Raw genomic sequence first — 24838 nt, 5'->3', positions numbered from 1 at the left:
TCCAGCGGGAGCAAGCGCCCTCGTCACAAGCCACAAGCTAAAACTGCAAGCCACCCGTGAGGGTGTGTGCCTGATACCCTTGCGCAAAATCCCGTCCGAGAGGATCCATGGCCCTCCCCAGCCGCCGCTCACTGCTGCCCTTCCTGACCTGGCTGCCCCGGCAAACCCGCGCCAGCGTCGGACGCGACCTGATCGTCGGCCTCAGCGGCGCGATCCTCGCGCTGCCCCAGTCGGTCGCCTACGCCCTGATCGCCGGGCTACCGCCGGAGTACGGGCTGTATGCGGCGATCGTCCCGGTGCTGATCGCCTGCCTGTGGGGCTCCTCCTGGCACCTGATCTGCGGACCGACGGCGGCGATCTCGATCGTGCTGTACGCCAGCGTCAGCCCGTTGGCCGTCCCCGCCTCGCAGGACTACGTCACCCTGATCCTGCTGCTGACCTTCCTGGCCGGGATCTTCCAGTGGCTGCTCGGCCTGCTGCGCTTCGGCGCCCTGGTGAATTTCGTGTCGCACTCGGTGGTGCTCGGCTTCACCCTCGGCGCGGCGGTGGTGATCGCCGTCGGCCAGTTGCCGAACCTGCTGGGCCTGGACCTGCCCGCCAAGGCCACGGCGCTGGCGAGCCTGACGGATCTGCTGAGCCACCTGGGGGCTGTGGATAAGCCGTCGCTGGCCCTGGGCCTGGCCACCGTGGGGGTGGGCGCCATGCTCAAGCGCCTGCTGCCGCGCTGGCCGACGTTGTTGATCACCCTGGCGCTGGGCAGCCTGCTGGTGTGGCTGTGGCCGGCGATGTTCGGCCATGTGCGCCTGGTCAGCGCGTTCACCGGCAGCCTGCCGCCGTTCAGTGCGCTGCCGCTGGATCTGGACCTGGTCCTGCGTCTGCTGCCCAGCGCAGTGGCGGTGGGCATGCTCGGGCTGGTCACCAGCCTGTCGATCGCCCGCTCCATCGCCGCCCGTTCGCAACAGTTGCTCGACGCCAACCAGGAAGTCCGCGCCCAGGGGCTGTCGAACATCGTCGGGGCGTTCTTTTCCGGTTCGCTGTCCGCCGGGTCGTTCACCCGCTCGGGGCTGAGCTACGAGGCCGGCGCCTGCTCGCCGCTCGCCGGGGTGTTTTCGGCGGTGTGGGTGGCGCTGTTCGCGCTGTTCGGCGCCGCGCTGATCGCGCACATTCCGATCCCGGCCATGGCCGGCAGCATCCTGCTGATCGCCTGGGGGCTGGTGGACCATCGCGGCATCCGCGCCCTGCTGCGGGTCAGCCGCGCCGAGTTCGCGGTGATGGCCCTGACCTGCGCCGCCACGCTGCTGCTGGAACTGCAGACGGCGATCTACGCCGGGGTGCTGGCGTCGCTGTTCTTCTACCTCAAGCGCACCTCGCAGCCGCGGGTGCAGCATTGGCGCGACGGCGAGGACGATGTGCTGCGGGTCGGCGGCTCGATTTTCTTCGGCGCCAGCCACTACCTGCAGGTGCGCCTGCAACGCCTGCACGGCGCCCGGGTGGTGATCGAGGCGCAGCAGATCAACTTCATCGATTACTCGGGGGTGGAGATGCTGCACCAGGAAGCCCGGCGCCTGCTGAGCCAGAACCGTTGCCTGACGTTGCGCCGGGCGCGGCCGCAGGTGGTGGAGGAGTTGCTCAAGCTGGAAGGGCCGCAGAAGTGCCCGATCCGCTTCGAGGATTGACCGCAGAGCCCGCTGGGGGAGCGGACCTGCTCGCGATGGCGGTCTGTCTGTCACAGCGATGCTGGAGGTGACGCCTTCATCGCGGGCAGGCTCGCTCCCTCAGGGTCATTGCGCCAATTGGCGGCGCAGTTCGGCCAGCACCGGCGCGGTGTCGGGGCGCACCCCGCGCCACAGGAAAAACGCTTCCGCCGCCTGCTCGGCGAGCATCCCCAGCCCGTCCATGACCACCCCGGCGCCGTGTTCGCTGGCCCAGCGGCAGAACGCGGTGGGTTCCTTGCCGTACATCATGTCGTAGCACAGGGTCTTGCCCGGCTCGATCAGGCTCGGGGCGATCGGCGGCACGTCGCCGGTGAGGCTGGCCGAGGTGGCGTTGATGATCACGTCCACCGGCTCCTGCAGCCAGTCGAAACCGCTGGCCGACACCGGCCCAAGGTCGCAGAACAGTTCGGCCAGCAGCTCGGCCTTGTCCACCGTGCGGTTGGCGATGATCACCGACGCCGGCCGCTCGGCCAGCAACGGCTCCAGCGCGCCGCGCACCGCGCCGCCGGCCCCCAGCAGCAGGATGCGTTTGCCGGTCAGGCTGAAACCGGCGTTGACCGTCAGGTCGCGCACCAGCCCGGCGCCGTCGGTGTTGTCGCCCAGCAGGCTGCCGTCGGCCTGCCGGCTCAGGGTGTTCACCGCACCGGCCCGTTGCGCGCGGGCGGTCAGGCTGTCGGCCAGACGATAGGCCTCTTCCTTGAACGGTACGGTGACGTTGGCGCCGCGTCCTTCCCGGAAGAACGCCGTGGCGCAGTCGCTGAAGCCGTCCAGCGGCGCCAGCAGGGTGCTGTAGTCAAGCTGCTGGCCGGTCTGCCCGGCGAACAGCGAGTGGATCATCGGCGATTTGCTGTGGCCGATCGGGTTGCCGAAAACGACGTAACGGTCCATCGACACTCCTCAGGCCTGAGCCAGCCAGTCGCGGTCTTGCAGGAAGTAGTCGGTCAGGCGCGCCTCTTCGCTGCCCGGCTCGGCTTTCCAGTCGTAGGCCCAGCGCACCTGTGGCGGCAGCGACATCAGGATCGATTCGGTGCGCCCGCCCGATTGCAGGCCGAACAGGGTGCCGCGGTCGTACACCAGGTTGAACTCGACGTAGCGCCCGCGGCGGAATTCCTGGAACTCACGCTGCTTGGCGGTGAACGCCTCGTGCTTGCGGCGCTGGACGATCGGCAGGTAGGCGTCGATGTAGGCATCGCCGATGGCGCGCATGAAGGCGAAGCTGGTGTCGAAGTCCCACTCGTTCAGGTCATCGAAGAACAGGCCGCCGATGCCGCGCGGCTCGTGGCGGTGCTTGATGTGGAAGTAGGTGTCGCACCAGGCCTTGTAGCGCGGGTAGACGTCCGGGCCGAACGGCGCGCAGGCCTGGGCGGCGATGCGGTGCCAGTGGACGCAGTCTTCTTCGTTGCCGTAGTACGGGGTCAGGTCGAAGCCGCCGCCGAACCACCAGACCGGTTCTTCGCCTTCCTTTTCGGCGATGAAGAAGCGCACGTTGGCGTGGGACGTCGGCACGTGCGGATTGTGCGGATGGATCACCAGCGACACGCCCAGGGCCTCGAAGCCGCGTCCGGCCAGCTCCGGCCGGTGGGCGCTGGCCGACGGCGGCAGGCCGCTGCCGAAGACGTGGGAAAAGTTGACGCCGCCCTTTTCGATCACCGTGCCGTTCTCGATCACCCGGGTGCGACCGCCGCCGCCGGCCGGACGGGACCAGGCGTCTTCGACGAAGCGCGTGCCGCCGTCTTCGGTCTCCAGCGCGGCGCAGATGCGGTCTTGCAGGTCGAGCAGATACGCCTTTACGGCGTCGGTGCGGGTCGTCATGGCATCACCTTGGATCGGGCAAAACTGCGCGCGGCCCCCGCAAACAAGGGGCGCCGCGCAAATGGGCGCACAGCATACCATCGCAGGCGAGCCTGCCGCAGTTGACGAAGATCAAGCTTGGGGGTTCGATAGCAGGCTTCCCGAATGTCTCAAGGAGCAGGCAGATGGCCAAGCGTATCCAGTTCCGCGCCCACGGCGGCCCCGACGTGCTCGAATACGTCGACTACTCGCCCGTCGAGCCCGGCCCGCAGCAGGTCCGCGTGAGCAACAAGGCCATCGGCCTGAACTTCATCGACACCTACTACCGCAGCGGTCTGTATTCGCCGCCGTCCCTGCCGTCTGGGCTCGGCGCCGAAGGCGCGGGCATCGTCGAGGCGGTGGGCAGCGCGGTGACCCGGTTCAAGGTCGGCGACCGCGTGGCCTACGGCAGCGGCCCGCTGGGGGCCTACAGTGACGTGCATGTGCTGCCCGAAGCCAACCTGGTGCACCTGCCGGACGCCATCGGTTTCGAGACCGCCGCCGGCGTGATGCTCAAGGGCCTGACCGTGCAGTACCTGCTGCGCCAGACCTACGAGCTCAAGGGCGGCGAAACCATTCTGTTCCACGCGGCGGCCGGCGGCGTCGGCCTGCTCGCCTGCCAGTGGGCCAAGGCCTTGGGCGTGAAGCTGATCGGCACCGTCAGCTCCAAGGAAAAGGCTGAACTGGCCAAGGCCAACGGTGCCTGGGCGACCATCGACTACAGCCACGAGAACGTCGCGCAACGGGTGCTGGAACTGACCGACGGGAAGAAGGTCCCGGTGGTGTACGACGGCGTCGGCAAGGACACCTGGCCGGCCTCGCTCGACAGCGTGGCCCCGCGCGGGCTGGTGGTGAGCTTCGGCAATGCGTCCGGCGCGGTGGAGGGGGTCAACCTGGGGATCCTCGCGGCCAAAGGTTCGCTGTACGTGACCCGCCCGACCCTGGCGACCTACGCCAACAACGCCGAGAACCTGCAGCGCATGGCCGACGAGCTGTTCGGGATGATCGCCGCCGGCAAGCTCAAGGTGGAGATCGGCCAACGCTATCCGCTGGCGGACGCCGCCAAGGCGCAGACCGAACTGGCGGCGCGCCGCACCACCGGCTCGACCATCCTGTTGCCCTGAAGCCAGCCTGCTGGCGATGGCGGTGGGTCATTCACCACCGATGCCGGCAGTGCCGGCCTCATCGCTTGCAGGCAAGCTCCCACAGGGTTTTGGGGGGTGCAGGGATCCTGCTAATACCCGGGATCCTTTGTGGGAGCCAGCCTGCTGGCGATGGGGGTGCAGCCTGTCTCAGGCCGGGCGCACCACGTTGCCGGTCGCCAGGTCGCGGATCAGGCTAGGGTTCTTGCGCCCGCCGAGCATGCCGCCGAGCACCAGGTCGACCTGGCCGCGGAAATACTGCTCGACCCGCAGCCGGGTGCGCGCCGCCGGACGCCCCTGGGGGTTGGCCGACGTCGACACCAGCGGCCCCACCAGCGCGCACAGGTCACGCACCTGCGGATGATCGCTGACGCGCAGCGCCACGGTGTCATGCACGCCGGTGATCCACTCGGGCAGTAGGTTCTGGTGCGGCACCAGCCAGGTGTTGGGCCCGGGCCAGGTGGCGGCCATGCGGTCGATCCACTCCTGCGGGAAGTCTTCGAACAGGAAGTCGAACTGACGGATGTTGTCGGCGACCAGGATCAGCCCCTTGTCCGCCGACCGGTTCTTGATCGCCAGCAGCCGATCCACCGCCTCCTCGTTCCACGGGTCGCACCCCAGCCCCCAGACGGCTTCGGTTGGGTAGGCAATCACCGCCCCGGCGCGAATCTCTCGTGCGGCTTGCTGCACACGCCAACTGTTGACCATGAAACACTCTCCGCAAACAGGTTTCGCGCAGTTTACCGATCTTCCCCGTAAAACCCAGCCTCCCGAGCGTCAGCTCACCCGCGCCAGCCAGCGGCCGCTTTCGCACACGGCGCGGCCGTCCATCTCCAGCTCGGTCAGCGCCGCCAGCACTTTGGGCAGCGCCCAGCCGCAGCTTTCGGCCAGGGCTTCGCTGGTGTGCGGCGCGGCATGCAGCAGCCGCAGCAACGGGTGATCGGCCGGCGACGGGGCTGTGGACAACGGCACGCGCTGCCAGCCGCGCAGGGCTTCGAGGATGTGCTCGATGGTCTCCACCAGCGCCGCGCCGTCGCGGATCAGCTGATGGCAGCCCCGGGCGCCGGGATGATGGATCGAACCAGGTATCGCAAAGACCTCGCGCCCCTGTTCCGCCGCCAGCCGGGCGGTGATCAGCGAACCGCTGGCCACGCTGGCCTCGACCACCAGCACGCCGAGCGCCAGGCCGCTGATGATCCGGTTGCGCCGGGGAAAGTTGCTGGCGACGGGGCCGGTGTCCAGCGGAAACTCCGACACCACTGCGCTGCCGGAGGCGATCATCGCGTCGGCCAGCCGTCGGTTGCGCTGTGGATAAAAATTTTCCAGCCCCGTGCCCAAGACGCCGACGGTGCGCCCGCCGACGTCCACGGCGGCCTGGTGCGCCGCCGCGTCGATGCCCAACGCCAACCCGCTGGTGATGACGAACCCGGCCCCGGCCAGGCTGCGCGAGAACGCGGCGGCGCTGTCCATTCCAGGGCGCGACGCGCGGCGGCTGCCGACCATCGCCAGTTGCGGCCTCTCAAGGATCTGCGGGTCGCCGGCCACGAACAGCAGCGGCGGCGGATCGGCAATCTGCGCCAGCAGCGCCGGGTAATCGGGCTGGCCCCACATCAGCACATGCCGGTCCGGCCGCTCTAGCCAGCGCAATGCGTGGCTGGCGCCATCGCGCACCTGCGGACAACGCCGGGCCTCGGCGCAGGTCGCCGGCAACCCCAGCGCCCGCCAGGCGCTGGCCGGAGCGCTGATGGCCTTGGACGCCGAGCCGAAGGCTTCGAGCAGTTTGGCGAAACGTTTGGGACCGATGTCCGGCATACGGTGGAGGCGCAGACGCGCCTCCAGTTCCGCCGGGGAAACCGGCGTACAGGCAGACAGTTGCATGGATCATCCTTGACCGTCGGGCGTCCCGAACCATTCGGGACAAGCTGTGGATAACTCTGTTGGTAACTTGTGAAGCCAACTAAGGGTTGCGCACCTTGTCCAGCACCGCCAACGAGCGCGTGGCGTTCAGCACCAGGCCGTAACTGAGCTTGTCGTAGGTGCGGAACACCATCAGCAGGCCGGCGCGCTCGTCCGGGATCTTCAGCGGCTGGCCGGTGATCCGGTCGCGCACGGTTTCCCCGGTCTTCATCACCACCAGCACGTTGCCTTCGGCCAGGCCGTCGCGCTTGCCCTTGTTCAGCGTCACCACGTCCATGGCGCCGATCTGGGTGACGCCCCGCGGCACGTCGATGATCAGGCCGTTGATGTCGGTCTGCGGCGCGCTGGGCATGAAGGTCGAGTTGATCGAGCGCTCCTCGCCGCTGAACAGACGGTCACCCAGGCGCACTTCCTGGGTGGTGCGCTGCAGGGCGAGGGTGGCCACGTCGCCTTCGGTGGCGATGATCTCGCCGCCGCCGACGTCATCGGCGTTGATCCCCAGGAACTCCTTGCTCTGCGGGTCGGTGTAGACCTTGCCCTGGCGGAAGATCCCGTACACCGGCCGGCTCATGTCGAAGCGGCCGCGGGCGAAGATCCGGTCGCCGGTGCCGCTGAGCACCCGTTCGGCATCGCCGGCGACGATGTACGGCGCCTTGTCGAAATCCTCGACCTTGTCGACGATCCGGTTGCTGAGCAGGAAGCTGTTGATGGACTTGAGCGGAATGCTCGGGATGGCCTCGGCCACCGGACTGCTGCGCACCCGCGGCGACAGCTTGATGGTGCCGCGCGAGGCGCCGCGGTTGAGGGTCAGGCGCGGCTGGCCGTTGACGTAGTCGAGCGTCAGCGTGTCGCCCGGGTAGATCAGGTTGGGGTTTTCGATCTGCGGGTTGGCGTGCCACAGCTGCGGCCATTGCCAGGGCTCGCGCAGGTATTTGCCGGAGATGTCCCAGAGGGTGTCCCCCGAAACCACCGTGTATTGCCGTGGAAAACCTTCCTTGAGCTGCACTTGCCCGTGCGCGGCGCCGGCCGAGGCCAGAAGCAGCAGGGCGAACAGTGTTTTCCTCATGCGGTGAATCCCTTTATCATGTGCATTCGCGTGAATCGTCAGAGCCCCCGTGGCTCGCCCCGGCCTGCACTGCAAAAGCCAGGGGCTACGCTTCACAACGGTAGCCTGCATCCTCGGACCCGCCAGGCCATCGACCCGACTTTACCTCACACGTGCAGCAATCAAGCCTATGGCCATTTTGAACATCCTCGAATTTCCGGACCCGCGCCTGCGCACTATCGCCAAACCCGTGGCCGTAGTGGACGACGAAGTGCGTCAACTGGTCGATGACATGTTTGAAACAATGTATGAAGCGCCGGGCATCGGCCTCGCCGCGACCCAGGTCAATGTGCACAAGCGTATCGTCGTGATGGACCTTTCCGAAGACCGCACCGAGCCCCGGGTGTTCATCAACCCCGAGTTCGAGCCGCTGACCGACGAAATGGATCAGTACCAGGAAGGCTGTCTGTCGGTGCCGGGCTTCTACGAAAACGTCGACCGCCCGCAGAAGGTCAAGATCAATGCCCTGGACCGCGAAGGCCAGCCTTACGAACTGATCGCCGAAGGCCTGCTCGCGGTGTGCATCCAGCACGAATGCGACCACCTCAACGGCAAGCTGTTCGTCGATTACCTGTCCACGCTCAAACGCGACCGCATCAAGAAGAAGCTGGAAAAGCTCCACCGCCAGAACGCTTGATGCCCTCCTTCAAAGGCTTGCTGCGGCAAGCCTTTTTCTTTTTCAAGACGCTTTGCACTTAGAGACCCCCGAATGACTGAGCCACTGCGCATCGTTTTTGCCGGCACCCCGGAATTCGCCGCCGAACACCTCAAGGCCCTGCTGGCCAGCCCTTACGAGATCGTGGCGGTCTACACCCAACCGGACCGTCCGGCCGGCCGCGGGCAAAAACTGATGCCGAGCCCGGTCAAGCAGCTGGCTGTGGATAACCATATCCCGGTGCTGCAGCCGCCGACCCTGCGCAACGCCGACGCCCAGGCCGAACTGGCCGCCCTCAAGCCTGACCTGATGGTGGTGGTGGCCTACGGCCTGATCCTGCCGCAGGCGGTGCTGGACATCCCGCGTTTGGGCTGCATCAACAGCCACGCGTCCTTGCTGCCGCGCTGGCGCGGTGCGGCGCCGATCCAGCGCGCCGTGGAAGCGGGCGACGCCGAAAGCGGCGTGACCGTGATGCGCATGGAGGCCGGCCTGGACACCGGGCCGATGCTGCTGAAGGTCGTCACCCCGATCAGCGCCGACGACACCGGCGGCAGCCTGCACGACCGTCTCGCCGAAATGGGCCCGCCGGCCGTGGTGCAGGCGATCGCCGGCCTCGCCGCCGGGACGCTGGAAGGCGAGGTGCAGGACGACGGCCTCGCCACCTACGCCCACAAGCTGAACAAGGACGAGGCCCGCATCGACTGGCGCCGTCCGGCCATCGAACTGGAACGCCTGGTGCGCGCCTTCAACCCGTGGCCGATCACTCACAGCACCCTCGACGGCGAAGCGCTGAAAGTGCTGGCGGCCACCCTGGCCGACGGCAAGGGCGCCCCCGGCACCATCCTCGGCGCCAGCAAGGACGGCCTGATCGTCGCCTGCGGCGAGCAGGCGCTGTGCCTGACCCGCCTGCAACTGCCCGGCGGCAAGGCGCTGAACTTCAGCGACCTGTTCAACAGCCGCCGCGAGAAATTCGCCGTCGGCATCGTCCTCGGCGAAACGGCGGACACCCCATGAATCCACGTCTGGCAGCCGCCAAGGCCTTGGCCGCCGTCCTCAGCGGAAAAGCCTCGCTCAACAGTTCCCTGCCCACGCAACTGGACAAGGTCGAGGACCGCGACCGCGGCTTCACCCAGGATCTGGCGTTCGGCACCGCCCGTTGGCAGCCGCGGCTGTCGGCCCTGGCGGAAAAACTGCTGCAGAAGCCGTTCAAGGCCGCCGACGCCGACGTCGAGGCCCTGATGCTGGTAGGCCTCTACCAATTGCTCTACACCCGGGTGCCGGCCCACGCGGCCATCGGCGAAACCGTCGGCTGCGCCGACAAGCTGAAGAAGCCTTGGGCCAAAGGCCTGCTCAACGCCGTGCTGCGCCGGGCGCAACGGGAAAGCGAAGCGCTGTTCGCCGAACTGGCGCGGGACCCGGTGGTGCGCACCGCCCACCCGCGCTGGCTGCAGAAATCCCTGAAGGCCTTCTGGCCCGAGCAGTGGGAAGCGATCTGCGAGGCCAACAACGCGCACCCGCCGATGATCCTGCGGGTCAACCGCCGCCATCACAGCCGCGACGCCTACCTCGCGCTGCTGACCGACGCCGGGATCGCCGCGCAACCGTGCGCCTTCAGCCGCGACGGCATCGTGCTTGAGGCCGCCGCCGACGTGCGCAGCCTGCCGGGCTTCGCCGAGGGCTGGGTCAGCGTCCAGGACGAAGCCGCGCAACTGGCCGCCGACCTTCTGGACCTGGCGCCGGGCCAACGGGTGCTGGACGCCTGCTGCGCCCCCGGCGGCAAGATCTGCCATATCCTCGAAGCCGAACCGGCGCTGGCCGGCGTGGTGGCGGTGGACCTGGAAGCCAAGCGGCTGGTGCGGGTGAAGGAAAACCTCGAACGCCTTGGCCTGAGCGCCGAGCTGATCGCCGCCGACGGCCGCGACACCGCCGCCTGGTGGGACGGCAAGCCGTTCCAGCGGATCCTGCTCGACGCGCCGTGCTCGGCCACCGGCGTGATCCGCCGCCATCCGGACATCAAGCTCACCCGCCAAGCCGACGACATCGCCGCCCTCGCGCAACTGCAGGGCGAGCTGCTCGACACGATGTGGAAAACCCTGGAGGTGGGCGGCATCCTGCTCTACGCCACCTGCTCGACCTTGCCCACCGAGAACACCGAGGTCATCGCCGCGTTCCTTGAGCGCACCCCGGGCGCCCGGGAGCTGGACCTGGCCACGGCGGCCGGCATCAGGCAGCCCCACGGCCGTCAATTGCTGGCCCAGCAAGGCGGACACGACGGGTTCTACTACGCCAAGCTGATCAAGATCGCTGCCGCGCGCGGCTAAACGGATTCAACGGAGTGACTGGATGAAGATCATCATCCTCGGCGCGGGGCAGGTCGGCGGCACGCTGGCCGAACACCTGGCCAGCGAAGCCAACGACATCACCGTGGTCGACACCGACGGCGAGCGCTTGCGCGATCTCGGCGACCGCCTCGACATCCGCACCGTGCAGGGCCGCGGCTCGCTGCCCACCGTGCTGCGCCAGGCCGGCGCGGACGACGCCGACATGCTGGTGGCGGTGACCAACAGCGACGAGACCAACATGGTCGCCTGCCAGGTCGCCCACACCTTGTTCCACACCCCGACCAAGATCGCCCGGGTGCGCGAGGCCGCCTACCTGACCCGCGAGGAGCAGCTGTTCCAGAACGAAGCGATTCCGGTGGACGTGCTGATCAGCCCCGAGCAGGTGGTCACCAACTACATCAAGCGCCTGATCCAGCACCCGGGCGCATTGCAGGTGATCGACTTCGCCGAAGGCCAGGCCCAGCTGGTGGCCGTGCGCGCCTACTACGGCGGGCCGCTGGTGGGCCAGCAGCTGCGCCAGTTGCGCGAGCACATGCCGAACGTCGAGACCCGGGTCGCCGCGATCTTCCGCCGCGACCGGCCGATCCTGCCCCAGGGCGACACGGTGATCGAGGCCGACGACGAAGTCTTCTTCATCGCCGCCCGGGAGGACATCCGCGCGGTGATGAGCGAAATGCGCCGCCTCGACGAAACCTACAAGCGCATCGTCATCGCCGGCGGCGGGCAGATCGGCGAACGGCTGGCCGAAGCCATCGAAAGCCGCTATCAGGTGAAGATCATCGAGATGAACCCGGCGCGCTGCCGCTACCTCTCCGACACCCTCGACAGCACCGTGGTGCTGCAGGGCAGCGCTTCGGACCGCGACCTGCTGCTGGAAGAGAACATCGCCGACGCCGACATCTTCCTGGCCCTGACCAACGACGACGAGGCCAACATCATGTCGTCGCTGCTGGCCAAGCGCCTCGGGGCGAAGAAGGTGATGACGATCATCAACAACCCGGCCTATGTGGACCTGATCCAGGGCGGCGACATCGACATCGCCATCAGCCCGCAGCTGGCGACCATCGGCACCCTGCTGGCCCACGTGCGCCGCGGCGACATCGTCAGCGTGCACTCCCTGCGCCGAGGCGCTGCGGAGGCCATCGAGGCGGTGGCCCACGGCGACGCCAAGTCGAGCAAGGTCATCGGCAAGGCCATCGAACACATCGCCCTGCCGCCGGGCACCACCATCGGCGCGATCATCCGCGACGAAGAAGTGATCATTGCCCACGACGACACGGTGATTCAGGCCGGCGACCATGTGATCCTGTTCCTTGTGGACAAAAAGCACATCCGCGATGTGGAGAAGCTGTTCCATGTGGGACTGAGCTTCTTCTGAGGCTGGCTCCGACCCCTGCTCGCGATAGCGGTCTGCCTGAGCCCGACCGACAACTGACACAACCGGAAAAGGAGTCCACCGATGATCGAATCCCTGGAGAAAATGCTCGCCAAGGGTGTGGATAACGCACTGCTGCGCTTCGGCCTGGGCAAGGGCTACCTGGATCTGGGGGAGAACGCCAAGGCGGCGGAGCATCTGCAGCGCTGCGTGACGTTCGATCCGAAGTATTCGGCGGCGTGGAAGCTGCTGGGCAAGGCGCAGCTCGCGGCGGGCTCGCCCGACGCCGCGCGCCAGGCCTGGGAGCAGGGCCTGGAGGCCGCCCGCGCCCACGGCGACAAGCAGGCGGAAAAGGAAATGACGGTGTTCCTCAAGAAGCTCGACCGCCAGCCCCGCTGATCCCGCGACGCTACAGGTAACGCAGGCCGATGCCTTCGGCGTCCACCGTCACCACTTCCATCCGCACCCGCGGCGCGCCTGTGGGCAAGTCCTGGACCTGGCCGTACACCACGGCGCCCTTGGGCAGCGACGCCAGGCGCGGATGCTCGACGTACACCCCGGTCGTGGATAGGTTGCGGGTCTGGCCCAGGCATTCGCCGAAGCTTTCGTGAGTGATCTTGATGCGAAACGATTTGCGGTGTTCGGACATCTTCTGCGCCCTTGAATGAACGGTTGTGGATAACCTTGCCCAAGAAGGTTATCCACAGATCGTGCCAATCGACTCAATACCAGCGGGCCTCGCCCGGCGGACGTTTCTTGAAGCGTTTCATGCTCCACATGTACTGGCTGGGGTAGGCCGCGACGTAACGCTCGACCACCTGGCTCATGGCCGCGCAGGACACCTCGGTGTCGGTGCTGTACATGGCTTCGGGCGCGGCTTCGAGGATCACCTTGTAGCCGGAGCCGTCGGGCAGCCGCAGGGCGTGCAGGAACACGCCGACCGCCTTGCCGCCGGCCAGCATGTTCGGCACGAACTTGCTGGTCAGGGCCTGGGTGGCGAAGAACGGCACGAAGATCCCGGCGGATTCGGCCGGTTCCGGGTCGGCAGGGATGCCCACTGCACCGCCTTTGCGCACTTCCTTGATGACGCTGAGGATGCCTTCCTTGGTGGAGGCGGCGACGCGGTTGCCCAACTGCACCCGCTGCTTGCGCAGCAATTCGTCCACCGCCTTGAGCTTCGGCGGGCGGTAGAAGATGATCGGTTTGCACTGGCTGCAGTAGAAGTGGTTGAGCACTTCCCAGTTGCCCAGGTGGCTGGTGATGCCGACCACGCCCTTGCCGGACGCCAAGGCGTCCTTGAGGATGTCCAGGCCTTCGACTTCACGCACCAGTTCGATGGAGCGCCGGGCCGGCCAGATCCAGGCGCAGGCGCTTTCGGTCAGGGACTTGCCGATGTCCTTCAGGCTCTGGCCGACCAGGCGCTCGCGCTCGGCCGGATCCATCGCGGGAAAACACTTGGCCAGGTTGATCCGCACCACGTCGCGGGAGCGGTTGGGGGTTTTCCACATGATCCAGCCGATCGCCGAACCCACGGCCTGCACGGCCCGCCACGGAAGCAGGGCAAACAGCCGCAGAGCGCCTACCAGCAAGGCGCCTTTAAACTTATCCACAGGTCACTCCTGATCTTGTGCTGTGCGCGAGGCGGCCATTCTAACCGGCGTTGACGAGCTGCGCGTAGCGGTCGCAGTCCCGGGTGTGGTCCATGACCATGCCCGAGGCCTGCATCAGCGCGTAGCAGATGGTCGGGCCGACGAAGGTGAAGCCGGCCTTCTTCAGGCCTTTGCTCATGGCCTCGGCCTGCGGGGTGATGGCCGGGACTTCGCTGCGGTCCTGGAAATGGTTGACCACCGGCTCGTTGCCGACGAACGACCAGAGGAACCCCGCCGGATCCTCCAGCGCCAGCCAGGCCCGGGCGTTGCGCCGGGCGGCCTCAAGCTTGAGGCGGTTGCGGATGATGCCCGGATCGAGCATCAGCTCGGCGATGTACGCGTCGCTCATCTGCGCCACCCGCTGCGCGTCGAAGCCGAACAGCACCTGGCGGTAGCGTTCGCGCTTGCGCAGCACGGTGATCCACGACAGCCCGGCCTGGAACCCTTCGAGCAAAAGCAACTCGAACAATCCCTGCGCCTCGCGCAGCGGCGTTCCCCACTCCTGATCGTGGTAAGCCATGTACAGCGGATCTTCGGTGCACCAAAAGCAGCGTGGCATAAGGCTCCAGGGGGTGGTGGCGCGACTGAATCGGGTATACTCCCGCTCTTTAAATCGCAGCCCAAGAAACAGGTGAATTTCGTGAGCCAGCCTACGCCAGCCGTGCGTACCTTCCAAGACTTGATCCTCGCGCTCCAGCAGTACTGGGCCGAGCAAGGTTGTGTGGTACTTCAGCCCTACGATATGGAAGTAGGCGCCGGCACTTTCCACACCGCTACATTCCTGCGCGCCATCGGTCCCGAAACCTGGAACGCCGCCTACGTGCAGCCAAGCCGCCGCCCGACTGACGGCCGCTACGGCGAGAACCCGAACCGCCTGCAGCACTACTACCAGTTCCAGGTGGTGCTGAAGCCGAACCCGGAAAACTTCCAGGAGCTGTACCTGGGCTCCCTCAAGCACGTGGGCCTCGACCCGCTGGTGCACGACATCCGTTTCGTCGAAGACAACTGGGAATCGCCGACCCTCGGCGCCTGGGGCCTGGGCTGGGAAGTCTGGCTCAACGGCATGGAAGTGACCCAGTTCACCTACTTCCAGCAGGCGGGCGGCATCGAGTGCTACCCGGTGACCGGCGAAATCACCTACGGCCTTGAGCGCCTGGCCATGTACCTGCAAGGCGTGGACTCGGTCTACGACCTGGTCTGGGCCGACGGCCCGTTCGGCAAGGTGACCTACGGCGACGTGTTCCACCAGAACGAGGTGGAACAGTCCACCTACAACTTCGAGCACGCCAACGTCGACAAGCTGTTCGAACTGTTCGACTTCTACGAAAGCGAAGCCAAGCGCCTGATCGAACTCGACCAGCCGCTGCCGCTGCCGAGCTACGAAATGGTGCTGAAGGCTTCGCACACCTTCAACCTGCTGGATGCGCGCCGGGCGATCTCGGTGACCGCGCGTCAGCAATACATCCTGCGCGTGCGCACCCTGGCGCGTTCCGTCGCCCAAGCCTACCTGCTGGCCCGCGCCAAGCTGGGCTTCCCGATGGCGACCCCGGACCTGCGTGACGAAGTACTGGCCAAGCTGGAGGCTGCACAATGAGTGCTCAAGATTTTCTGGTTGAACTGGGCACCGAAGAACTGCCACCCAAAGCCCTGAACACCCTGGCCGAAGCGTTTTTGGCCGGCATCGAGAAAGGCCTGCAGGCCGCCGGCCTGAACTACCGGGGCAAGGCCGTCTACGCCGCGCCGCGCCGTTTGGCCGTGCTGATTTCCGCGCTGGACACCCAGCAGCCGGACCGCAGCATCAACCTCGACGGCCCGCCGCGCCAGGCCGCCTTCGACGCCGAAGGCAATCCGACCCAGGCCGCCCTGGGCTTCGCCAAGAAGTGCGGCGTGGAGCTGAGCGAAATCGACCAGAGCGGTCCGAAGCTGCGCTACAGCCAGAACATCGCCGGCAAGCCGACCGCCAGCCTGCTGCCGACCATCGTCGAAGACTCGCTGAACGACCTGCCGATCCCCAAACGCATGCGTTGGGCTGCGCGCAAGGAAGAGTTCGTGCGTCCGACCCAATGGCTGGTGATGCTGCTCGGCGACCAGGTCATCGACTGCACCATCCTGGCCCAGAAGGCCGGCCGTGAGTCCCGCGGCCACCGTTTCCACCACCCGGAAAACGTGCGCATCGGCTCGCCGTCGAGCTACCTGGCCGACCTGCGCGCCGCGTACGTGCTGGCCGACGCCAACGAGCGCCGCGAGATCATCAGCAAGCGCACCGAAGAGCTGGCCACCCGCCAGGAAGGCACCGCGATCGTGCCGCCGGCCCTGCTCGACGAAGTGACCGCGCTGGTCGAATGGCCGGTGCCGCTGGTGTGCTCGTTCGAGGAGCGTTTCCTCGACGTGCCGCAAGAAGCCCTGATCACCACCATGCAGGACAACCAGAAGTACTTCTGCCTGCTGGACGCCGACGGCAAGCTGCTGCCGCGCTTCATCACCGTGGCCAACATCGAGAGCACCGATGCGCAGCAGATCATCGCCGGCAACGAGAAAGTGGTTCGCCCGCGCCTGACCGACGCCGAGTTCTTCTTCAAGCAGGACAAGAAGCAGAAGCTCGAAGCGTTCAACGACCGTCTGCAGAACGTGGTTTTCCAGGAAAAGCTCGGCAGCGTCTACGACAAGGCCGAACGCGTTTCCAAGCTGGCGGCCTACATCGCTGCGCGCATCGGCGGCAACGCGTCGTGGGCGGCCCGCGCAGGCTTGCTGTCCAAGTGCGACCTGGCCACCGAAATGGTCGGCGAGTTCCCGGAAATGCAAGGCGTGGCCGGCTACTACTACGCCCTCAATGACGGCGAGCCGCAAGACGTCGCCCTGGCGCTGAACGAGCAGTACATGCCGCGCGGCGCCGGCGCCGAACTGCCGGCCACCCTGACCGGTGCAGCCGTGGCAATCGCCGACAAGCTCGACACCCTGGTCGGCATCTTCGGCATCGGCATGCTGCCGACCGGCAGCAAGGACCCGTATGCCCTGCGCCGTGCGGCCCTGGGCGTGCTGCGGATTCTGATCGAGAAGCAACTGGACCTGGACCTGAACGATGCCGTGGCCTTCGCGGTGAACGGCTTCGGCGCCAAGGTCAAGGCGGCAGGGCTGGCCGACTCGGTGCTGGAGTTCATCTTCGACCGTCTGCGTGCCCGTTACGAAGACGAAGGCGTGGATGTCGCCACCTACCTGTCGGTGCGTGCCCTGAAGCCGGGTTCGGCGCTGGACTTCGACCAGCGCGTGCAAGCGGTGCAGTCCTTCCGCAAACTGCCGGAAGCGGCGGCGCTGGCGGCGGTGAACAAACGTGTGTCGAACCTGCTGAGCAAGGTGGAAGGCTCGGTGCCGACCGTGGTCGAGGCCAAGTACTTCGACAACGCCAACGAGTTCTCCCTGTACTCCGCCATCCAGCAGGCCGACCAGGCCGTGCAGCCGATGGCCGCTTCGCGCCAGTACAGCGAATCGCTGGCGCGCCTGGCCGCCCTGCGCGAGCCGGTGGACGCGTTCTTCGAGGCCGTGATGGTCAATGCCGACGACGCCAACGTACGGGCCAACCGCTACGCGCTGCTGGCGCGCCTGCGTAACCTGTTCCTCGGCGTCGCCGACATTTCGCTGCTGGGTTGAGGGGTTGCCGTTGAAACTGCTGATTCTCGATCGGGACGGAGTGATCAATTACGACTCCGACGCTTACATCAAGTCGGTGGAGGAGTGGATTCCGTTGCCCGGCTCGATCGAAGCGATCGCGCAGTTGAGCAAGGCCGGCTGGACGGTGGCGGTGGCCACCAACCAGTCGGGCATTGCCCGCGGCTACTACGACCTCGCCACCCTGGAGGCCATGCACGCGCGCCTGCGCGCGCTCGTGGCCGAGCAGGGCGGCGAAGTCGGGCTGATCGTGCATTGCCCGCACGGGCCGGACGAGGGCTGCGATTGCCGCAAACCCAAACCCGGCATGCTCAAGGCCGTTGCGCAGCATTACGGCGTGCCCCTGGCCGGCGTGTGGTTCGTGGGCGACAGCCTTGGTGACCTGGAGGCCGCCAAAGCCGTCGATTCACAGCCTGTTCTGGTGAAGACCGGAAAGGGCGAAAAGACCCAAGCCAAAAACTTGCCGGTCGGCACCTTGATTTTTGACGATCTGGCGGCGATTGCCGCAGAACTTATCCACAACTAGAGTGCTTCTGACGTTCCTGACCAAGGATTGATCGGGAGTGCGCTTGAACAGTCGGGCATCGCCCGTAACGGTAAACGTCGCCATGTCGATACTGCAGGCCATCAGAATTGCTCTCTTTTACCTGCTGCTGGGCACCAGTTCCCTGCTGTGGTGCAGCCTGAGCTTTTTCATCGCGCCCTTTCTGCCGTTCAAGGCGCGCTATCGCTTCATCAACGTGTACTGGTGCCGCTGCGCCTTGTGGCTGAGCAAGGTATTCCTCGGCATCCGCTACGAAGTCAAAGGCGCGGAAAACGTGCCTGACCGGCCCTGCGTGATTCAGTCGAACCACCAGAGCACCTGGGAGACGTTCTTTCTCTCCGCCTATTTCCAGCCCTTGAGCCAGGTGCTCAAGCGCGAACTGCTGTACGTGCCGTTCTTCGGCTGGGCGATGGCCATGCTGCGCCCCATCGCCATCGACCGCGACAACCCGAAAGCCGCGCTCAAGCATGTGGCGGCCAAGGGCGACGAGCTGCTCAAGGACAACGTGTGGGTGCTGATCTTCCCTGAAGGCACCCGCGTTCCCTACGGCACCATGGGCAAGTTCTCGCGGGGCGGTTCTGCCCTGGCGGTGAACGCGTCGCTGCCGGTGCTGCCGGTCGCCCACAACGCCGGCAAGTTCTGGCCCAAGACCGGCTGGGGCAAGAAACAGGGCGTCATCACCGTGGTCATCGGTCAGCCGATGTACGCCGAAGGCGCAGGACCTCGGGCCATCGCCGAGCTGAACGACCGGGTCCAGGCCTGGAACGAGCAGGCCCAACGGGATATGGGCTCGCTGCCGCCGGCGCCTGTCGCCAATGGTGAGGCCACGGTCTGAGATTTTGTGGATAACCTGTGTACGAGTTCGTTGAAAAGTGGCGGATTCAAGTTTTAACTGGTTGATTTACTTATATATTTCCCAAGCTCATAAAACCCCGGAAATGGTGCATAAGTTTTTCCGGGCGCAAAGGAACCGGCTGATATAGCCGGTTTTTTTATGCGTGCTCTTCCGCCAACAGCGGCAGCTCCAGACGGAACGTAGTGCCTTGACCGACCACGCTCAGGCACTCGATCCGCCCGCCGTGGTGATCCACCACCGCCTTGACCATCGAAAGACCCAACCCGACGCCGTCGATGCCCTGGGCAGAGGAAAAACGCCGGTACTGGCTGAACAGTTCAGGCAGTTCCCCGGCGGCGATGCCCTTGCCCTGATCCGTCAGTTCGATGCACAACCAGTCTTCGTGACAACGGATCCGCAGGCGCACTGCCGTTCCCGGATCGCTGTACTTGATCGCGTTCTCCAGCAAGTTGAACAGGGCCCGGGTCAGCAGGCCCTGATCGGCCATGACCAAGCGCTCCTGGGCAGGCTCGTCTATGTCGTGAAGCAATTCGATGCGCTTTTGCTGGGCGATGGGCAGGGCCTGATCCAGCACGTCCAGCACCAGCATCGCGAACAGGCTCGGCTGGAACTGATAGGCCTGGGATTCGGCGCGGGCCAGCAGCACGAAGCCATCGGTGAGATCGAGCGCCCGCCGCACCTGGCGCTCGATCTGCTCGAACAAGGGCGAGTCCGCGCCGGCCTGGTGCCGGTGCACGTCCAGCAGGGCGAGGATCGCCGAATGCGGGGCGCGCAGATCGTGGGAGAGAAACCGCAACAGCACGCTGCGCTGCTCTTCCGCCGCACGCTCGGCGCTGAGGTCGGTCAGGCTCAACAGCCAGCCGATCGGCATGTCGCCGTCCACCGGCAGCAACGCCGCCCGTTCCAGCCGCAGGCTGCGTTCCTTGCGGTCGCGGAACTCCAGCAGGGGCAGGGCAGACAGCAGCGGGCGTGGCACTTGGTCCAGCTCCGGGTAGCCGAGGCGGGCCAGTTGATCGAGCACGTCGTCCCCCACCAGGTCGCTGCCGAACAGGTTCCGCGCATTGCGGTTGCCCAGCAGAATCTGGCCATGAGGATCGCTGATCAGGGTGGCCACCGGCAGGTATTCCAGGCCATCGGCAATGAAACGTCGGGTATCGCGGGTGCGGCTCATGGCCTGTTCCAGCGCCATGATCTGCCCCTGCAGACGGTCGGCGCCCTGAAACCGGGCGCGGCGGCGCTCAGGGAACACCTTCGGTTCGCTGTCCAGTCGCGCCAGCTCCCAGCCGAAGTACGTCAGCACCACGCTCAGGCGCCGCCAGTTCCAGATCAGATAACCGAACAGCATGCCCAGCACCGCCGGCGTCGGCGACCACCAATGGCGCAGTTCCGCCAGCCCGACGCTGGCCAGCAGCGCGCAGGCCATGCCGATCAAGGTCAGCCACAGCGCCAGGCGCGGACGCCACAGCAGCAAGCCCAGCACGCTCGTCACCAGCGCCACCGACAGCAGCGCGCCCATGACGGGCGAGGGGTCATCCAGGTTGATTTGCGAACGCCACGACAGCAGCGCAGTCAGCGGCAATAGCACTAGACTTATCCACAACCACTCACGCACCAGTCGCCGAAACAGCCTCTGCACTTGGCTCGGCACCCGACTTTCATGCCGGCGCGGGTTATTCATGGGGAACGGGGCAGGGCGGGTTGAATGGTTTCATCGGCCAAAGGTCTGAGGGCGTGTCTGAATGATTTCAAGGAATCATAGCGGACGCCGGAACACCGGGCCGCCGACTTTTGCAGTCCCGACCCACCGCCCAACGAAAAGGAATGATCGCGTATGCGCGTTGCGATACTGGACGACGAACCGGCCGAACTGCGCCGGGTCGAGCAGACCCTGCAGCAAATGGCCGAGAACGGCGAACAGCCCTGGTCGCTGCACAGCTTCGAGAGGGGCGAAGAGCTGCTGCGGCAACTGCGCCGGGAAACCTTCGACCTGCTGATCCTCGACTGGCAACTGCCGGACCTCACCGGCCTGTCATTGCTGCGCTGGACCCGCGAGCACATGGAAGCGCCGCCGGCCGCCATAATGCTCACCAGCCGCGACGGCGAAAACGACATCGTCCAGGCGCTCAACGCCGGGGCCGACGACTACGTCAGCAAGCCGTTCCGTCCCAATGAACTGAAAGCGCGGGTGTCGGCCGTGCTGCGCCGCCACGCCCAACAACGCCCGGCCGCCGGCGAAGTGCTGCACTTCAACGATCTGGTGTTCGACGACGGCGAACTGACCGTCACCCGCGACGGCAAACCGATCGCCATGACCGAACGCGAATACCGCCTGGCCCGCTGCCTGTTCAGCAACCTCGGCCGGCCGCTGTCCCGGGACTACCTGTACGAACGATTCTGGCCCCATGAGGAAATGTCGTCTTCGCGACCGCTGGACACCCACATCTATCGCCTGCGCAACAAGCTGGGGCTGACGGCGGACCGGGGTTGGCAGTTGTTGACGATCTATGGGTATGGGTATCGGTTGGAGAGTGTGGGGACTTAGTCACCAGTGCACCCGTGAGCATTCACTCTTCGGAGGAGTTGCCACGGAGCTTTTTCGCGGCTGCTTCGATTTGTTGGATGCTCTTTTTCGGTACGGGAAGTTCCTCAGGCATGGTTCCACCCAAGTCAGCGATGGTTTCCCGTACCTTTCTGCCAACCTCCAGATGCACCTGATTGGCCTGCTGCTTACCTTGCACCTTATCGCGACGCAGCTTTTCCTCAGCCTGGGTGGCACGGAACAGATTGGCGGCCAGTTCGGTCGACCCCATGTGATCCAGTATTCTCTGACTTTTTTTCAAACCTTTCCGCTGATGAATGGCCCTTTGATCGAGGCCGCCATAAAGCCCCTGATAACCATGATTCTGGAAGACAGCGAAATCGAGACCCGATTCGACCCCAGCCTGCTGCGCAGCTTCAACTAATTGCTTGTTGTGTTCTCGTAACTCGTTACGCAGCAGCAAACGCTTCTGATCATCCCTCAACGCCTGAAAGGAGGCATCGTCTGAGAGTTCTTGGCGTCTTGTCTGAACCGCGAAATAGGTCTGTCCCGCCGCGATGACAGATTTCGCAGGATCGCCATTCTGGACAGTCAGATAGCAGGCATAGCGAGAAAGGTGAAAATCCTTCAGCTCCCGCTGAGCCCCTGACCCTAAAGAAACCATTTTGGTGGTTTCAACAAAATGGTTGCCGACTGGATGATGACTGAGCTCGCAAGCCTGTACCGCTTTGCCGATGACGTTTTCGAAGTTCCGCCACTCCCGGTACTCCAAGAGGGGAGCAAGCTCTCGTGCAGACCAGTATTCCCCATCCTCATCGGATAGATGCCTGATCTCCTCAAAAGACTGGTGTTGCTCACTCAAAGGTCAATCCTCCCATGGAGAGCCGGAACAGACTCAGCTCAAAACTCACGTGAGACTCGCACTGATACATCGACTGATCAATGGCGTATTAACAACTGCACACATTGTCGGGCGGGGACATACGGTTTCCAGAGGAACCTGTACTGATTCAAAATGTGAACAGCCCGGTGAATCCAAGACTCACCGGGCTGTTCATTTGTTGGCCGTAGACCGCGTCTAGATCAGAAATCCAGGTTCGCCACCGACAGGGCATTGCTCTCGATGAAGTCACGACGAGGCTCGACCGCATCACCCATCAGGGTGTTGAAGATCTGGTCCGCGGCGATGGCATCTTCGATGGTCACTTTCAGCATGCGGCGCACGGTCGGGTCCATGGTGGTTTCCCACAGCTGATCCGGGTTCATCTCACCCAGACCTTTGTATCGCTGGATGGTGTGGCGCTTGGTGCTTTCGGCCATCAGCCAGTCCAGGGCTTCCTTGAACTCGGTGACCGGCTTCTTGCGTTCGCCGCGCTGGATGTACGCGCCCTCGTCCAGCAGGGTGCTCAGCTGGGCGCCGAGGGAAACGACGGTCTTGTAGTCGTTGCTGCCGAAGAAGTCGCGGTTGAAGGTGACGTAGTTCGACAGGCCGTGGGAGATCTGCTCGACCTCCGGCAGCCACACGCCACGCTCGCGGTCTTCGCGCAGGCTGGCCTTGTAGACCAGGCCGGACTTCTCGACGGTGCGCAGGCGCACTTCGTACTTGGCCAGCCATTCCTGCATGGCGGCGTGGTTGCCCAGCATCTCCAGGCTCACCGCCGGCAGGTAGATGAAGTGCTCGGTCAGCTCCTGCGGGTACAGGCGCGACAGGCGCTTGAGGGTCTTCATCACCATGCGGAAGTCGTTCACCAGGCGCTCCAGCGCTTCGCCGGAAATGCCCGGGGCGTCTTCGTCCAGGTGCAGGCTGGCGTCTTCCAGGGCCGACTGCGTCATGTACTCTTCCATGGCGTCGTCGTCCTTGATGTACTGCTCCTGCTTGCCCTTCTTGACCTTGTACAGCGGCGGCTGGGCGATGTAGATGTAGCCGCGCTCGATCAGCTCAGGCAACTGACGGAAGAAGAAGGTCAGCAGCAGGGTGCGGATGTGCGAACCGTCGACGTCAGCATCGGTCATGATGATGATGTTGTGATAACGCAGCTTTTCGATGTTGTACTCTTCGCGGCCGATGCCGCAGCCAAGCGCGGTGATCAGCGTGCCCACTTCCTGGGACGAGATCATCTTGTCGAAGCGGGCCTTCTCGACGTTCAGGATCTTGCCCTTGAGCGGCAGGATGGCCTGGGTCTTGCGGTTGCGCCCCTGCTTGGCAGAGCCGCCCGCGGAGTCACCTTCCACGAGGTACAGTTCGGACAGCGCAGGATCCTTTTCCTGGCAGTCGGCCAATTTGCCCGGCAGGCCGGCGATGTCCAGCGCGCCTTTGCGGCGGGTCATCTCACGGGCCTTGCGCGCCGCTTCACGGGCACGGGCCGCGTCGAGCATCTTGCCGACGACCAGCTTGGCTTCGTTCGGGTTCTCCAGCAGGAAGTCGGAGAAGTACTTGCCCATTTCCTGTTCGACCGCGGTCTTCACTTCGGAAGAGACCAGCTTGTCCTTGGTCTGGGAACTGAACTTCGGATCCGGCACCTTCACCGAGATGATTGCGGTCAGGCCTTCACGGGCGTCGTCACCGGTGGTGGCGACCTTGTGCTTCTTGGCCAGGCCTTCCTGCTCGATGTAGTTGTTCAGGTTACGGGTCAGCGCGGAACGGAAGCCCACCAGGTGGGTGCCGCCGTCGCGCTGCGGAATATTGTTGGTGAAGCACAGAAGGTTTTCGTTGAAGCTGTCGTTCCACTGCAGGGCGATTTCGACGCCGATGCCGTCCTCACGCTGAATGTTGAAGTGGAACACCTGGTTGACCGCGGTCTTGTTGGTGTTCAGGTATTCAACGAATGCGCGCAGGCCGCCTTCGTACTTGAACAGCTCCTCTTTGCCGCTGCGCTCGTCCTTGAGGACGATGCCGACGCCGGAGTTGAGGAACGACAGTTCGCGAATGCGCTTGGCCAGGATGTCCCAGCTGAAGTGGATGTTCTTGAAGGTTTCCTTGGAAGCCTTGAAGTGGATCTGGGTACCGGTGGTTTCGCTGTCGCCCACGATCGCCATCGGCGCCTGAGGCACGCCGTGCACGTAGGTCTGCTCCCAGATCTTGCCGCTGCGGCGAACGGTCAGCACCAGCTCTTCGGACAGGGCGTTCACCACCGACACACCTACACCGTGCAGGCCGCCGGAGACCTTGTAGGAGTTGTCGTCGAACTTACCGCCGGCGTGGAGGACGGTCATGATGACCTCGGCGGCGGAAACGCCTTCCTCCTTGTGCACATCCACCGGGATGCCGCGACCGTTGTCGCGCACGGTGATGGATTCATCCGGGTGGATGATGACGGCGATGTCGTCGCAATGGCCGGCGAGGGCTTCGTCGATCGAGTTGTCGACCACCTCGAACACCATGTGGTGCAGACCGCTGCCATCGTCGGTGTCACCAATGTACATACCGGGACGTTTGCGCACGGCATCCAGGCCTTTCAGCACTTTAATGCTCGATGAGTCGTACGTATTTTCTTCGCTCAATGCCT

Annotated in this window: 23 protein-coding genes; 12 read left to right on the top strand and 11 right to left on the bottom strand. The window is 65.2% G+C overall.

The features are described 5' to 3' along the window. The first annotated feature begins 107 nt into the window (after nucleotides 1-107). Nucleotides 108-1676: a SulP family inorganic anion transporter gene (locus CAG33_RS13060; RefSeq protein WP_085638723.1), complete on the top strand. Its 1569-nt coding sequence runs from the start codon at nucleotides 108-110 to the stop codon at nucleotides 1674-1676. 105 nt (nucleotides 1677-1781) lie between these two features. On the opposite strand, the gene aroE is transcribed toward CAG33_RS13060, so the two are convergent. Next, the gene (aroE, locus tag CAG33_RS13055) at nucleotides 1782-2603 is read right to left on the bottom strand and encodes a shikimate dehydrogenase (protein ID WP_085638720.1); all 822 of its coding nucleotides are present in this window, start codon (nucleotides 2601-2603) and stop codon (nucleotides 1782-1784) included. Between the two features lie 9 nt (nucleotides 2604-2612). Continuing rightward, nucleotides 2613-3527 (bottom strand): oxygen-dependent coproporphyrinogen oxidase, encoded by a 915-nt coding sequence (gene hemF, locus CAG33_RS13050; RefSeq protein ID WP_085579323.1) that lies wholly within the window; start codon nucleotides 3525-3527, stop codon nucleotides 2613-2615. Nucleotides 3528-3691: 164 nt separating this feature from the next. On the opposite strand from hemF, the gene CAG33_RS13045 reads away from it, so the two are divergent. Then, entirely contained in the window at nucleotides 3692-4669 is a 978-nt protein-coding gene (locus CAG33_RS13045) for an NADPH:quinone reductase (RefSeq protein ID WP_085630363.1), read from the top strand. A gap of 168 nt (nucleotides 4670-4837) precedes the next feature. Here CAG33_RS13045 and CAG33_RS13040 read toward each other — a convergent pair whose 3' ends face one another. From CAG33_RS13040 to CAG33_RS13030, 3 genes are all read right to left on the bottom strand, one after another. Continuing rightward, complete coding sequence (locus CAG33_RS13040) at nucleotides 4838-5395, bottom strand: L-threonylcarbamoyladenylate synthase (protein ID WP_085579318.1); 558 nt, start codon at nucleotides 5393-5395, stop codon at nucleotides 4838-4840. A gap of 69 nt (nucleotides 5396-5464) precedes the next feature. Beyond that, the gene (dprA, locus tag CAG33_RS13035; protein ID WP_085579316.1) at nucleotides 5465-6565 is read right to left on the bottom strand and encodes a DNA-processing protein DprA; all 1101 of its coding nucleotides are present in this window, start codon (nucleotides 6563-6565) and stop codon (nucleotides 5465-5467) included. 79 nt (nucleotides 6566-6644) lie between these two features. Beyond that, nucleotides 6645-7670: a LysM peptidoglycan-binding domain-containing protein gene (locus CAG33_RS13030; protein ID WP_085638717.1), complete on the bottom strand. Its 1026-nt coding sequence runs from the start codon at nucleotides 7668-7670 to the stop codon at nucleotides 6645-6647. Nucleotides 7671-7839: 169 nt separating this feature from the next. On the opposite strand from CAG33_RS13030, the gene def reads away from it, so the two are divergent. The 5 genes from def (at nucleotide 7840) to CAG33_RS13005 (ending at nucleotide 12480) form a co-directional block, all read left to right on the top strand. Beyond that, nucleotides 7840-8346, top strand: a complete 507-nt coding sequence (gene def, locus CAG33_RS13025) for a peptide deformylase (RefSeq protein WP_085638714.1) — start codon at nucleotides 7840-7842, stop codon at nucleotides 8344-8346. A 72-nt stretch (nucleotides 8347-8418) separates the two neighbouring features. After that, nucleotides 8419-9378 (top strand): methionyl-tRNA formyltransferase, encoded by a 960-nt coding sequence (gene fmt, locus CAG33_RS13020; protein ID WP_085579310.1) that lies wholly within the window; start codon nucleotides 8419-8421, stop codon nucleotides 9376-9378. Beyond that, the gene (rsmB, locus tag CAG33_RS13015) at nucleotides 9375-10685 is read left to right on the top strand and encodes a 16S rRNA (cytosine(967)-C(5))-methyltransferase RsmB (protein WP_085638711.1); all 1311 of its coding nucleotides are present in this window, start codon (nucleotides 9375-9377) and stop codon (nucleotides 10683-10685) included. Before fmt ends, rsmB begins: the two co-directional genes overlap by 4 nt. Nucleotides 10686-10707: 22 nt before the next feature. After that, a complete protein-coding gene (gene trkA / locus CAG33_RS13010; RefSeq protein ID WP_085579306.1) occupies nucleotides 10708-12084 on the top strand; it encodes a Trk system potassium transporter TrkA in 1377 nt (458 codons plus the stop codon). A gap of 81 nt (nucleotides 12085-12165) precedes the next feature. Further along, complete coding sequence (locus CAG33_RS13005; RefSeq protein ID WP_085579304.1) at nucleotides 12166-12480, top strand: tetratricopeptide repeat protein; 315 nt, start codon at nucleotides 12166-12168, stop codon at nucleotides 12478-12480. A gap of 10 nt (nucleotides 12481-12490) precedes the next feature. Here the strand turns inward: CAG33_RS13005 and CAG33_RS13000 are convergent, their stop codons facing one another. The 3 genes from CAG33_RS13000 to CAG33_RS12990 form a co-directional block, all read right to left on the bottom strand. After that, the gene (locus tag CAG33_RS13000; RefSeq protein WP_085579302.1) at nucleotides 12491-12730 is read right to left on the bottom strand and encodes a PilZ domain-containing protein; all 240 of its coding nucleotides are present in this window, start codon (nucleotides 12728-12730) and stop codon (nucleotides 12491-12493) included. Nucleotides 12731-12803: 73 nt separating this feature from the next. Then, nucleotides 12804-13691 carry a lysophospholipid acyltransferase gene (locus CAG33_RS12995; protein ID WP_085579300.1) on the bottom strand — a complete coding sequence of 296 codons (888 nt, stop codon included), beginning with the start codon at nucleotides 13689-13691 and terminating at the stop codon, nucleotides 12804-12806. A 40-nt stretch (nucleotides 13692-13731) separates the two neighbouring features. Then, the gene (locus CAG33_RS12990; RefSeq protein ID WP_085630355.1) at nucleotides 13732-14289 is read right to left on the bottom strand and encodes a DNA-3-methyladenine glycosylase I; all 558 of its coding nucleotides are present in this window, start codon (nucleotides 14287-14289) and stop codon (nucleotides 13732-13734) included. An 81-nt stretch (nucleotides 14290-14370) separates the two neighbouring features. On the opposite strand from CAG33_RS12990, the gene glyQ reads away from it, so the two are divergent. The 4 genes from glyQ to CAG33_RS12970 all read left to right on the top strand — a co-directional run bounded on the left by glyQ (nucleotide 14371) and on the right by CAG33_RS12970 (nucleotide 18772). Further along, nucleotides 14371-15324 (top strand): glycine--tRNA ligase subunit alpha, encoded by a 954-nt coding sequence (gene glyQ, locus CAG33_RS12985; RefSeq protein ID WP_022641565.1) that lies wholly within the window; start codon nucleotides 14371-14373, stop codon nucleotides 15322-15324. After that, nucleotides 15321-17375 (top strand): glycine--tRNA ligase subunit beta, encoded by a 2055-nt coding sequence (gene glyS / locus CAG33_RS12980; RefSeq protein WP_085579296.1) that lies wholly within the window; start codon nucleotides 15321-15323, stop codon nucleotides 17373-17375. The genes glyQ and glyS overlap by 4 nt, the downstream gene beginning before the upstream one ends. Nucleotides 17376-17379: 4 nt before the next feature. Beyond that, on the top strand, nucleotides 17380-17919 hold the full coding sequence (gene gmhB / locus CAG33_RS12975; protein ID WP_170929991.1) for a D-glycero-beta-D-manno-heptose 1,7-bisphosphate 7-phosphatase: 540 nt from the start codon (nucleotides 17380-17382) through the stop codon (nucleotides 17917-17919). Between the two features lie 82 nt (nucleotides 17920-18001). After that, entirely contained in the window at nucleotides 18002-18772 is a 771-nt protein-coding gene (locus CAG33_RS12970) for a 1-acyl-sn-glycerol-3-phosphate acyltransferase (protein WP_085579292.1), read from the top strand. 157 nt (nucleotides 18773-18929) lie between these two features. Here CAG33_RS12970 and CAG33_RS12965 read toward each other — a convergent pair whose 3' ends face one another. After that, complete coding sequence (locus tag CAG33_RS12965; protein WP_085579290.1) at nucleotides 18930-20471, bottom strand: HAMP domain-containing sensor histidine kinase; 1542 nt, start codon at nucleotides 20469-20471, stop codon at nucleotides 18930-18932. 153 nt (nucleotides 20472-20624) lie between these two features. On the opposite strand from CAG33_RS12965, the gene CAG33_RS12960 reads away from it, so the two are divergent. Continuing rightward, the gene (locus CAG33_RS12960; protein WP_085638708.1) at nucleotides 20625-21335 is read left to right on the top strand and encodes a response regulator transcription factor; all 711 of its coding nucleotides are present in this window, start codon (nucleotides 20625-20627) and stop codon (nucleotides 21333-21335) included. A 22-nt stretch (nucleotides 21336-21357) separates the two neighbouring features. Here the strand turns inward: CAG33_RS12960 and dinD are convergent, their stop codons facing one another. After that, nucleotides 21358-22194: a DNA damage-inducible protein D gene (gene dinD, locus CAG33_RS12955; RefSeq protein WP_085579286.1), complete on the bottom strand. Its 837-nt coding sequence runs from the start codon at nucleotides 22192-22194 to the stop codon at nucleotides 21358-21360. A gap of 221 nt (nucleotides 22195-22415) precedes the next feature. Then, on the bottom strand, nucleotides 22416-24833 hold the full coding sequence (gene gyrB / locus CAG33_RS12950) for a DNA topoisomerase (ATP-hydrolyzing) subunit B (protein WP_085579284.1): 2418 nt from the start codon (nucleotides 24831-24833) through the stop codon (nucleotides 22416-22418). Nucleotides 24834-24838: the final 5 nt, after the last annotated feature.

The organism is Pseudomonas sp. B3(2017), from assembly GCF_002113595.1.
Taxonomy (GTDB): Bacteria; Pseudomonadota; Gammaproteobacteria; order Pseudomonadales; family Pseudomonadaceae; genus Aquipseudomonas; species Aquipseudomonas ekonensis.
This window is presented reverse-complemented; position numbering and strand designations above follow the sequence as displayed.